This is a genomic window from Cutibacterium sp. LaCa_255, from assembly GCF_057458005.1.
The window spans coordinates 699,558-711,469 of sequence record NZ_CP190956.1; the positions used below are offsets into that span (position 1 = coordinate 699,558).

Here is an 11,912-nt window from a genome sequence, read left to right on the forward strand (position 1 = left end):
GAGAAAGAGGCTCATGATCATGACTCAGCAGACCTCAACAGACATCACCTTGGATGCTCTGACTCAACTGGAGCTTGTCCGGGGCGTTCTTGCACGGGAGACATCTGCGTCGTGCTGGCTCACGCGCGTCGAATGGGGAGAGAACACCACGATGGCCTCCCCACATGACACGCTGCAGCTCGCGTGGGGAGATCAGCCGGGTGCGCCGCAGTGGTCGTTGGTCCTCAAGTCCGGATCGGCGCGACGAGTGCTGTGTCGTGGCTCGGTGTGGAATCCGGGTGGTGCTGTGTCGACGCGAGACCTCTCGCTGGAAGATGCTCTCGATCTGTCGCAGGCGGCGGAAGGCTTGCCAGCGCCCGCGACATGGCTGTCCGTGGAGCGGTATGGCATCCCCGCTGATTCGACCGATGAAGTTCGCGCCTTGATCTTGGATAAAGCAGGAGAGCGCCGGGCGATCATTGGCCTTGAGGTAGCCGCGGAGACGTCGAATTCGGGGAGCAATTCGCACGGGAAGGGTATCGACACAGATCGTCTCCTTGAAGACATTCGCCGAGGCCTAGCTGATTTCCACAGAATGCCGGTGTCGTTGGTTCAAGAGGACGAGTCCTTTTCCACCTTCGGACTGGACTCCATCAATGTGATTGAGCTGGCGGAGGACCTTTCATCGGTTGTGGGCTACACGCTCACGCCCGATCTCTTCTTTCGCTATGGTTCCTGTCTTGAATTGGCAAAGGGCCTTGCCAATGAGGCGCCCGCTGCGGTTACGCATAAGTACGGAATTTCCGACTCGCCGGAGAGCGCCGAGATCACGACCCGCCAGAGGCCAGCCGTGTTGGCGCTGCCCGCGGATCGTGGTCTTCTTATTCCGGCGCGGAAGTCCGTCGTCGACGACCGTCGAGGAATTCCTGCTGACATCATCGGTCTCAGCGGTAGGTTTCCCGGAGCCGCCGACGTTGATGAGCTTTGGCATCAGGTGGTCACAGGTGGCACCGCTATCGGCCCGGTGCCTGCTGACCGTCCTGGTCTCCCCTCTGGTGGGGGTCTGGTCGGCGGATGGATTGACGGCATCGATGAGTTTGATGCCCGGTTCTTTGGTGTGACGCCTCGCGACGCCGAACAGATGGATCCTCGTCAACGACTCTTGCTGCAAGAGATGTGGCGTGGACTTGAGGATGCTGGGGTAGGCAAACAGGAACTCCGTAACCATCGCGTCGGCGTCTTTGTGGGAGTCGAGGGGGGGACTACGCGCACTACCTCGGCGATAATGATGGCTTAACAGGGACTAACGACGCCGTCTTGGCGGCACGTTTGGCCTACTTCCTGGACCTGCACGGCCCTGTGATGGCTATCAACACGGCATGCTCTTCTGGCCTGTTGGCCTTACACGAGGCGCGCCTCAGTATTGTCAACGGTGAGTGCGATATGGCTATCGTCGCTGCGGCCAATATCCTTTCCCATGCTGTGACGATCGAGACCATGCGTAGCGCGGGGATGCTCTCGCCTACTGGGGTTTGTCATGCATTCGATCGACGCGCTGACGGCATGGTCACGGGCGAGGCTGTCACTGTCATGGTGCTGCAACGATCCGATCTGGCCCGGGAGCAGCGACGACGCGTCTACGCTCGGCTGCTTGCCAGCGGCGTGAACCACGATGGAAAGACACAGGGCATCACGGCGCCAAATGGAACCGCCCAAACTGAACTAGTCCGTGAGGTACTGCGATCTTCTGGTGTGGATTCCCGCGCCGTTGGCCTCGTGGTGGCGCACGGTACTGGGACGCCACTTGGCGATTCGGTGGAAGTGAAAGCGCTGGAGGCGGTATTCTCGAACCGTCGCAATGATCCTGTTGCGTTGATCTCAACCAAGCCCAATGTTGGTCACTCTCAGGCCGCCTCTGGCTTGGTGAGCGCCACGATTGCTGCCCGAGCCTTGTGGTCTGCGACGGTACCCCCGTCGCGGGACTTCGAGCAGCCGAGCGAATATGTCGACTGGGCGGCAAGTGCCCTGAGGGTTCCGACGCAGAGCGAGCCATGGCCCTGGAACGAGCAGCCGCGTATCGCGAGCGTGAGCGCGTTCGGTGTTAGTGGCACCAATGTCCACATGATGATGATGTCGTGCGATCAGCTCCGTTATGACGATGCTGAGTCTAGTTCCCACCTATTTCTGCTGTCAGGAATGACTGACGCGGCTGTCCGCCGACAGGCACACAACCTGGCACAAGCCTTGGAGTCGCAGGATTACACTCTCCCCTCGGTGGCCCGAACCCTGGCGCTGGGACGGCAACATTTGCCGCATCGGGCTGCCGTCATTGGCGCGACTGGTGACGATTTGATCCGTGCACTCCAGTCGGTTGCGGACGGTACTTTTCCCATCACGACGGTGCCTCAACACTTCCAGGAAAAGAAGGTTCAGGCGCGCTTGCTGGAAGACCTCGTGCATTCGTGCCGGACTTATCGCGGAGCCGAACTGCTCGAGACCCTCGAGGTATTGGGCGATGCGTATATGCAAGGCTATGTGCCGCCACTGGCCGGTTTGTGGGAGGAACTTCCGCCGACAGCATCGTTGCCTGGCTATCCCTTTGAACGGGAGCACTACTGGGTTACTTCCGAAGTGTCGGCACAAGCGCCCGTCGAGAGGGGACGGCTGGCCGGGCTCAACGTGTCCAGTCTCCAACAAGGACTGGCGACGCAAACCACATGGGATGCCAGCAACCCCCTTGTTGCCGATCATCTATCGCATGGTGTGCCGATCCTGCCGGCTGCAGGCCATCTGGCGGTGTTGTGCGATGCGGCAAGGATTCTAAGCTGCAGCGATGCCCACGCTCAAACGCTGGTACTGACTGATCTTGAGATCACCCAACCGTTCTCCGTCACAGCACCGACTGATGCGTTCGTCTTCGCCGATCTGCGTGACGACGGGGCCGTCGTCCTCGATCTCGTCGCAGGTACTGACGAGGCTGAGAAGAGTGCCGTGACGATGATTCTGGAGGAGTCCGACCGCCCTAGGCCGGTGGTGAATGTGTCGAACATGAGTGGGCTGCGACGCAGTGGCGCTGAGATTCGGGCGGCGCTCGAGAAGGAGGGGCTCCGATACGGCGAGTGGTACCACACCCTCGATGAAGTGATTGTCGATGGTTCGATGGCGATCGCCACGGCTCGTAGCAGTACCACTCTGTGGGATGACGCACTGATTCGCCCGGATGTGCTAGACGGGATTTTCCAGGCCACAATCGCCCTGGGCGAGGAGCAAATGATGCCTAGCCGCCCCTTCCGCATGGATCGCGTGACGGTCTTCATGCCCATGCCTCGAAATGTGGTGGCGCGCATCACCCATCTCGGTCGTAGGAGTCGCGTGGAAAAGTTCGACATCGAAATTTTCGATACGGATGGCAACGTCGTTCTTGAAGTACGCGGATTTAGTTCAGTACTGTCCGCGGCGTCCATGCATGACAACGATGCCACGATCACCGCCGTGCTCGCCCCCTCGTGGGAGCCTCTGGAAGAGACACGTGAGTTGAGCGCAGCACGTGGTCGGTATGTGGCAGCGTCCGGTGTAACAGTCAGCGGAGCGGGGGCCATGCTCCACCCCCTGCCTGCCCTTGACGACACAGCCGAGAGTTTCACTCTCGTCGCCGAGAACCTGTTGAGACTCGCCCAAGACCTGATGGAGTCTAAGCCTGCAACCCCTCGGTTACTGCAGGTAGTGGTCCCTCTCGGGCTCGGCGCCGGGTTGGTGGGAATGGTGGCTTCGATCGGACAAGAGAGTCGGCGCATCATCCCCCAACTGATCGAGGTAGGCCCTCAGGTCACGGCTCATGATCTTGAACGACTGTTGGCCACACAAGCCGGGATTGAGCAGCCGGAAACCCACCTCCGTGTCACTGATGGCGACATTGCCAGGATGCAGTGGAAGCGACTGCCTGAGCGTGAGCGGGAGTGGAAGCCGGGCACATACGTCGTGACCGGGGGCCTCGGCGGATTGGGCCTTCTGGTAACTCGAGACATCTTGTCTGCCCCTGCCACTCAGGTCGTTTTGACGGGCCGTTCCATTGCGGGGGACCGATCCAACGGAGTGCTCGCGGACCTGGACGCGGGCGAGCGCGTGAGTTATGAGCAAATGGACTTGCTCGATGAGGTTGATGTTCGTCGCGTTGTTGCGAAGCAGCGTGACTTGGTCGGAGTCATCCATTGTGCTGGAACTACCCGTGACGGATCACTTCGCACCAAGACGACCGACGACCTTCACGCGGTCTTAGCGCCGAAGGTGTGGGGCTGCGTGAATCTGGATGAGGCGACGAAAGACCTCCCCTTGGATGTCTTTGTGCTCTTTGCCTCAACCACGGGTGCGGTAGGCAACGCCGGACAGACAGACTACGCGGCTGCCAACGGTTTCATGGACGCGTGGGCACACAAGCGAGCGGCGTTGGTTGAGAGCGGACAGCGGCATGGCACCACAGTGAGCATTGATTGGTCGCTGTGGGCCGATGGCGGCATGAGCATGCCGGCCGCCACGCTAGAGAAGTTGGGCCGTGAAACCGGGTTTGCTGCGATTCCCGCCAGTAGCGGTATTCACGCCCTCCACACGAGCCTTGCGTCGAAATTACCCCAAACATTGTGCATGAGTGCTCTGCCTGGTCGTTTTGAAGAGGCGATGGTGGATCTCGTCGGAGCCCCAGCGCCTAGGGCTACCAACCAACTCGCTGCGATGCCGATCGCGCATGCTGATTCGCCAGCGTCCGAGCAGGACCCGGTCCAGGCAGTCCTGACTGTGGTGACACATGCGTTGCATGAGCACCTCAAACTCTCCTTTGAGTGGTTAGACCCAAATGCCAGCTTGGACCAGCTTGGATTGGATTCCATCAGTTCGATCGATGTGATCGAGGATCTTGAGTCTCGCCTAGGGTCGCTTCCGCGCACTCTCTTTTTTGAGCATGAGACGCTTATCTCGCTTGCTCGCGAGATCGTGAGTGAGCGCCCCGAGGCGGTTGCTGACCTGCTTCGTCTCGAGGTTTGCGACGCCCCACCTGCATTGCCCGACGTTAACCAGGCGCGTCCAGCAGCCTCGGCTCCACGACACTCTCGCCGTCAGCGCCGCGTACCCAACTCGGTCCAGAGGATTGCATCGACGCCAGACCATGGGCCGCTCGATATGGCGATCGTTGGCATAGCCGGCCGTTACCCAGGTGCCAACAATCTCACCGAACTGTGGGAGAACCTACTCCACGGACGTGACACTGTCGGCACGTTGCCCGATGGCCGCTGGTCAATGGGCGATGTCCGCTGGGCTGATGCCTACGATCGCCTCGTCCCTCAAGACGGTGGCTTCCTGACCGATATTGATCACTTCGATCCCTATTTCTTCAACATCTCGCCTCGTGAAGCGGCTGAGATGGACCCTCAGGAAAGACTGTTCCTAAGGTGCGTTTACGAAACCATTCAGGACGCTGGCTATACACCTGGCGATCTGTCTGCTTCTGGAGCGGCATCGACGGGTGTGTTCGTGGGATTGATGACCATGGAGTACCAATTCTTCGGTGTTGAGGCGCAGCAGCGTGGAAGATCTATCGCCGTCGCAGGCAATCTAGCTGGAGTCCCGAATCGGGTTTCTTATCACCTCAATCTCAAGGGCCCGAGCGTGGCGACAGACACAATGTGCTCCTCGTCGCTCACAGTGTTGGATCAGGCATGCCGTGCCATTCAGGCGGGCCAATGTCGTCAGGCGATCGTAGGCGGTGTCAATCTCACCCTTCACCCCAACAAGTCCTTGCTGCTGGCCACCAACGCTTTTATTTCTCCGACTGGGCGCTGCCACGCGTTCGGCAAAGATGCCGATGGGTATGTGCCGAGTGAGGGCGTCGGTGCGATTTTGCTGAAGCCGCTCGCTGCGGCAGTCGAGGCGAGGGATCACATCTATGGCGTCGTGAAGGGATCCCAGCTCAATCACGCCGGCCGGACGACGGGGTTCACAGTACCGAGCGCTGTAGCTCAGGCTGAGGTCATCCGTGGGGCCATTGAAGAGAGTGGCATAAATCCCGCGGACGTGACTTATGTGGAGGCCCACGGTACGGGCACGAAGCTAGGCGATCCGATCGAAGTCAAGGGCCTCCTTAAGGGCTTCGGTGACGGAGCTGCTTGTGCAGTGGGCTCGATGAAGGCCAGCATCGGTCACTGCGAGGGCGCGGCCGGCATCGCCGCTCTCACGCGGGTGCTGCTGCAGATGAAGCACAAGACAGTAGTTCCGTCGCTCCACAGCTCTGAGTTGAACCCGTTACTCGAACTTGAAGGATCGCGCTTCTACGTTCCTCAACACGCCGCACCGTGGAAAAGAATGAGCGAGCACAAGCCGTTGGTGGCGGGAATTTCTGCCTTCGGTGCTGGTGGGTCCAATGCCCATGTCATCGTCGCCGAACATGTAGCGTCTCGCGATCACGCTGTCGCTTTTGGCCCTGAGGTTGTGGTGCTCTCGGCCAAGAGCGAGGCTGCTCTGCGACAGATGGCGGCTCGACTCTTGACGGTTCTTCGCCGCGGTGACGTTGCCGAGAATGACCTTGATGCCCTCGCATTTACACTTCAGGTGGGGCGAGAGGCGTTCGCCTGGCGTGCTGCCGCAGTCGTGGCTGATCTCGAGGATGTCCGGTCGTGGCTGGCGTCGGTGAGTGATGGGCAAGGTATTTCGCATGTTGATCTCCACCGGCCTGCCACTTTTGTCGCGCGAGGGGCAGAGGCGCCAACCAAACTCCGCGACGCGTGGTTGGCGGGTGAGTTCAGCACATGGAATGGCATCGTCTCTCAAGGCCGACGCCTGAGCCTGCCAACTTATCCGTTCGAGGAAGAGCCCTACTGGCTTGACTTTGGAGATCCAGGCGTGGAGCTGAGGGGCACTGTCAGCGCAATGTCTCAGACTCGTCCCGTCGCGATGGTATCAACGGCGGTCTCGCCGGAATCGACGCCATCGATGGTGAGTCGTGAGGCCATGGTAGATAGGGCATTGAACGCTTGTCACGCGAGCATTGCAGAGGTGCTACAGATCCCGGTGCCGAGGCAGGATCCTGACGATTCCTTCCAAGACTTGGGTTTCGACTCGGTGACGATCGTCGAATTTGCAGATTCGTTGTGCGACGAGCTGGGTTGTGACGTGAGCCCCGACAGCATGTTCAATCACCCGACACCTCGACGCCTCGCCATCTATCTTGCCGACGAGTGCATGACTTCACCATTGGAGGATCAGGACGTGTCAGAGCCCGATCCATACCGGGAAAACCAGATCCCAGGAACAGGGGCGCGCCCGCAGCCGACGCGGGAAAACAGCACCGCGATGGACCGGGATCATGTATGCGTCATCGGTCGTGCCGTGCGAGCCGCGCAAAACGATGATGTAGAGGTCCTGTGGTCGTCAATCTTGGCAGCTGAGTCGCAGATTGTCGATCTTGCGGGTCAGCGCCCCGGTTGGGATAAGACGCCACGCCACGTGGCTGCCCTGAGCGACATTGAGCGTTTTGATCCCGTGTTCTTCGAGATTTCTCCGCGAGAAGCTGTGGGCATGGACCCTCGGGCTCGACTGCTTCTGCAAGAGATGTGGCACGCGCTGGAGGACGCTTCGATCGGCCCGGATGCGCTAAGGAAGTCGCGCGTGGGCGTCTTTGTCGGCGTGGAAGATGGCGACTACCAGTTCATTGAAAATGAAGACCGTCGGGTGGCTTCCAACCACACGGGTGCGCTCGCAGCACGATTGAGTTATCTCCTTGATCTCCACGGCCCTGTGGTCGCAACTAATACCGCATGTTCTTCCGGCTTGGTTGCTCTTCATCAAGCGGCGGCGAGCTTGACAGCTGGTGAGTGCGATCTCGCCATTGTCGGTGCGGTGAACGTCCTAGCTCATCCCGCGACATATGACGCGATGGTCAGCGCTGGCATGCTTTCGCGCACCGGAGTCTGTTCCGCCTTCAGCGCGAACGCTGACGGCATGGTGGCTGGCGAAGCCGTGGCGGCCGTCGTGCTGACGAGGGAATCGTGGGCGGTCCAAACAGGTCGTCGCGAATACGGCGTCATTGTGGCCAGCGGTATCAACTATGACGGCAGGACCAACGGGCTGACCGCCCCCAACGGGGAAGCGCAACGAGCGTTGGAATCCGAAGTGTACGCGTCAGCTGCCATCGGTCCGGACGAAATCGACTTAGTGATTACCCATGGAACAGGCACCACGCTGGGTGACCCCATCGAAGCGAACGCACTCGCATCGGCACACACAGCCCTCGGCTCTGGTGAGAACAGTTGTGCGCTGGTCTCTGTCAAGCCAGTCGTGGGACATAGCCAGGCGGCGTCCGGCTTGGTCAGTCTCATCGTCTTGATGGAAGCGATGCGCCACGAAACTCTCCCGGGCAATCCAGCCTGCGAACCCGTCAACCCCCATCTGCGGCTCCAGGGCAGCCCCGTGTACCTCAGCTCGACCAGCCGTCCCTGGGTCTCGCCCGTGAACCATCCTCGGTGTGGCGCTGTCAGCGCCTTCGGTATCAGCGGCACTAACGCCCACGTCGTCGTTCGCGAACCCACTCATTCTCATACTTCTCATCCGGAGTCTCACATGAATGCCTCCTTGCCCCTTCTCGTCTCGGCTAAGACCGCACGGGCGCTTGACGAGCGTCTCCTCGACCTGGCTCGACTGTGTGCGAGCGAGCAAGCGCCTGATTTGCCCGCTCTAGTCCGGACCGCGGCCGAGGGCCGCCATCATCACGAACATCGGTTCGCTGCCGTCGTCTCGTCCGTCGAGGAGGCTGCGAAGGCGATGCGCGCAGCTGTTGTTGACGTGGACGGTGGCCCGACGCGGCGCGTGCTCACGCGTGACGCCTTGCGGGCGGAGGCTTCATCGGAGATGAGCCGTCTCGCTGCGGGGCTGAATGGTCCCGGCGCGGCTGCCTCTGCAGAGAGCATTGCGCAGCGATATCTCGAGGGTGCCTGTCCGGCGCCGATGCCGGCACTTGGCATGACGGTATCCCTGCCTGGGTACCCGTTTGAACGCGAGCCGTTCTGGCCGAGCCGGCCGCAGGCACTTCACTCTCCTTTCCAGCCGATGTCGCAGTCCACTTCGCAGGCTGGCACCGTCACTTCCCAAGCTCCGGTTGGAGTTGGTTGGCAGCCGAAGATGGCGGGTTGGTCCCTGGCCGATCGGGTGAGCGACGCTGTGCGTCGTGAGGTTGCGGCTGTCGTGCGATTGGAAGCTTCGGCGATCGATACCACGGCGTCATTGCAGGCCTACGGGATGGATTCGATGCTACAGGTGGAACTGGCTGGCAACTTGGAGGAGAACCTCGGCGTCCCCATCCTTCCCACTGACTTCTACCGCGCGACAACTATTGATGCCCTTGTCACGCACATTCTGGCTCATCACGCCGAGGAAATGCAGCGCCTCTTCCAGGGACCGGAAGACAGTGCCGCTCCGACTGCGGTGGCGCTTGATTCCTTCCAGGCTGTGACGGTTCATGCCAAGTCGGGACTCTCAGTTCCTGAGCGGGATACCACTCGTCGTGACGCTGTGGCTGTGGTGGGACTGGCGGGACGTTTTCCCAAAGCCCGTGATGTCGACGCGCTGTGGGAGCTGATGGCATCGGGCCACTCAGCGATTGATACTGTCCCGAGCGAACGAGCAGAATTTCATGCCGATACCGCGACTCGATGGATGGGCACGCTTGAGGGGGTTGGCGAATTTGATGCGCGGTTCTTTGACATTGCGCCGCGTGAGGCATTCCAGATGGACCCGCGTCAGCGACTACTCATGCAAGAGATGTGGCATGCGATCGAAGATGCGGCTCTGACTGACGAAGAACTCCATCACGAACGTGTCGGCGTGTACGTCGGTATTGAGGAAGGCGATTATCTTGGCCTGTTGGAGAGCGCCAGCGTTACTTCGAACGCGAACTCTGTGCTGGCAGCTCGGATCAGCTACTTCCTGAATCTCTCAGGACCATGCATGGCTATCAATACCGCTTGTTCATCGGGTTTGGCAGCGCTCCATCAGGCACGCCTCGGACTGGAGACGGGAGATTGCGATACCGCCATCGTCGCCGCCGCCAATATCATCAGCGATTCTAAGGTCTACGACGCCATGGCAGACGCGGGCATGCTCTCATCTACGGGCGTGTGCCGCGCCTACGACGGCGAGGCTGATGGAATGGTGCCGGGGGAGGCCGTGGCCGTGATCGTCCTCCAGCGGGAGAGCAAGGCCCGTGGTCAAGGCCGCCGTGTCCGGGCGAGGCTTCTGTCCAGTGCTATGAACTATGACGGTCGGAGTCAGAGCATCACCGCTCCCAGCGGTCATGCCCAGGAGGAAGTGATTCGTCGCGCTCTTGCCAATGCTGATGTGACGACCGACTCGATTGGCTTGGTGATTGGCCATGGCACGGGCACGCCCCTCGGCGATCCGATCGAAGTGAGCGCCCTGGCGAATGCGTATGCAGATGCCTCGCAGCAGAGCATCGCTCTAATGTCGGTGAAGCCGACGGTTGGTCACGCACAGGCAACTGCTGGGTTGATCAACCTGATCGTTGCTATGGCAGCTATGGAGCACGGCTCGATCCCGCCCAGCCTGTCGTGTGGGCATCCGAGCGATCACGTGGCATGGGAAACAACTCCCTTCTGGTTGAATCGTGAGCTCACCTCCTGGCCGCAGGGAGCGGCGCTGAGGCGATCTGCCACGAGTGCCTTTGGCTTTAGCGGCACGAATGTCCACGTGATCCTGGAACAAGGCGATCCCAAGCCGACGGCTGCCGGAACCGCGACGCCAACCTTGCTCGTGGTCTCAGGCAGCGATGAGGCTGCTCTGAGTCGGCAGTTGAGTGTGTTAGCAAACTGGCTGCAAGATCATCGTGAAACCCCTCTGCAGGGGATTGCACGCACGCTCGCTGAGGGCCGTCAACATCTCACCCATCGGGCTGCGTTGGTCGTCGCTGACATAGACGGCGCTATCGATTCGTTGGCGGCAGCAGCGCAGGGGCGGCAGAGCTCCCGTGTGTTTCTCGGCACGGTCGCGCGTGGCACGCACAGCGTCGCAAGCCTCAGCAGCTTCGTGGCACAGCAGGTTGGCATGATTGGCCAGGGCAACCCGGAGCAGGTCGATGATGCGCTGCGCAGTGTGGGCGAGCTCTATTGCCAGGGCTATGACATTCCCGTGGGTACCTTCGGCGACGCGCCTCTGCTGTCGCTGCCGGGTTACTGCTTCGAGCCTAAGGTCTACTGGCGTGGGCCCGGCGTCGCCACCTCTCCTGAATTCCAGTCGGTTACCCAGACTGAACCGCAGCCGCAGTTCCAGTCTGCGCCGACTCAGACCGCGCTCTCTGACCCGGTCGACGTGATTCGCGAGGTGGACTCTGCCGGTCCTGTGGTTGAGACGAAGGTTACCTTGCCCGATCTGGCTCAGGACGGGGCGACAGAGGTTGTGTCTGTGACCGAGCCGGTGACGCCCGCCCCCCTCTTGCCCTCAGACGCCGTTCCAGCGGCGACAGTACAGCAGACCCATGCCGCCGATGCCCCAGTCGTTGGGGCCCCTGCCGTGCAGGCTGCCGACATCGTGGATCGACTCGTCGCTAGCCTGGCCCGCGAACTATTTGTGGAACCTGACGAGGTGGAACTTGACCGAAGCTTCATGGAACAAGGGCTTGATTCCATTGTCGGTGTCGAATGGATGCGTGCGATCAACACTGAATTGGGTCTCAAGCTCTCGACCACGAAGCTGTACGAATTCCCGACGATGGACACATTCGCCGTGATGGTCGCCCAGGAGATGTCCGCGGCCAGCAGGCACAGCGATCCGGGGGAGCAATCCGTGCCTGATGACCTAGACCTGCTGCTCCAGCAGGTCTACGACGGCAATGTGGCCCCAGACGAGGCGGCCGGGCTGATTTCCAACGAGGAGAAGTGAGC

Annotated in this window: 2 protein-coding genes; both read left to right on the forward strand. The window is 60.7% G+C overall.

What is annotated here, in order from left to right; genetic code table 11:
* Window positions 1–19: 19 nt before the first annotated feature.
* Window positions 20–1,276: an acyl carrier protein gene (locus tag ACP8ML_RS03150; RefSeq protein ID WP_486703027.1), complete on the forward strand. Its 1,257-nt coding sequence runs from the start codon at window positions 20–22 to the stop codon at window positions 1,274–1,276.
* Window positions 1,277–1,308: 32 nt separating this feature from the next.
* Window positions 1,309–11,910: a beta-ketoacyl synthase N-terminal-like domain-containing protein gene (locus tag ACP8ML_RS03155; RefSeq protein ID WP_486703028.1), complete on the forward strand. Its 10,602-nt coding sequence runs from the start codon at window positions 1,309–1,311 to the stop codon at window positions 11,908–11,910.
* The last annotated feature ends 2 nt before the right edge of the window (window positions 11,911–11,912 follow it).